The organism is Paramesorhizobium salinisoli, from assembly GCF_003335045.1.
Classification (GTDB): domain Bacteria; phylum Pseudomonadota; class Alphaproteobacteria; order Rhizobiales; family Rhizobiaceae; genus Paramesorhizobium; species Paramesorhizobium salinisoli.
This window is the reverse complement of the sequence record NZ_QOZG01000154.1, coordinates 1-255: the sequence shown is the minus strand read 5'-3', so window position 1 is coordinate 255 and position 255 is coordinate 1. Positions and strand designations below refer to the sequence as shown.

1 pseudogene is annotated in these 255 nt (G+C 66.3%); it reads right to left on the bottom strand.

Going from position 1 to position 255, the window contains the following annotated elements:
* A pseudogene (locus DUT91_RS25335) lies at positions 1 to 255 on the bottom strand (IS3 family transposase); the annotation flags it as partial.

Genomic DNA, 255 nt, shown 5'->3' with positions numbered 1-255 from the left:
CGAAATCCAGCGACCAGCGGGCATTGGCCTTCGCTTCGACCAGTATCGGCGCACGCGTGCCGACAGCACGCCGCCTGGCTTTCCGCTTGCGAACCGAAAGCCCTTCCTCGCGATACAGCCGATAGATACGGTTGACGCCGGACGGCTCTCCCTCCCGCCTGAGCAGGACGAACAGTCGCCGGTAGCGAAACGCCGTCGCTCGTTGGCGAGGTCGCGCAGTCTTGCCCGCAGTTCGACCTCCGGCGGTCGGCAGGA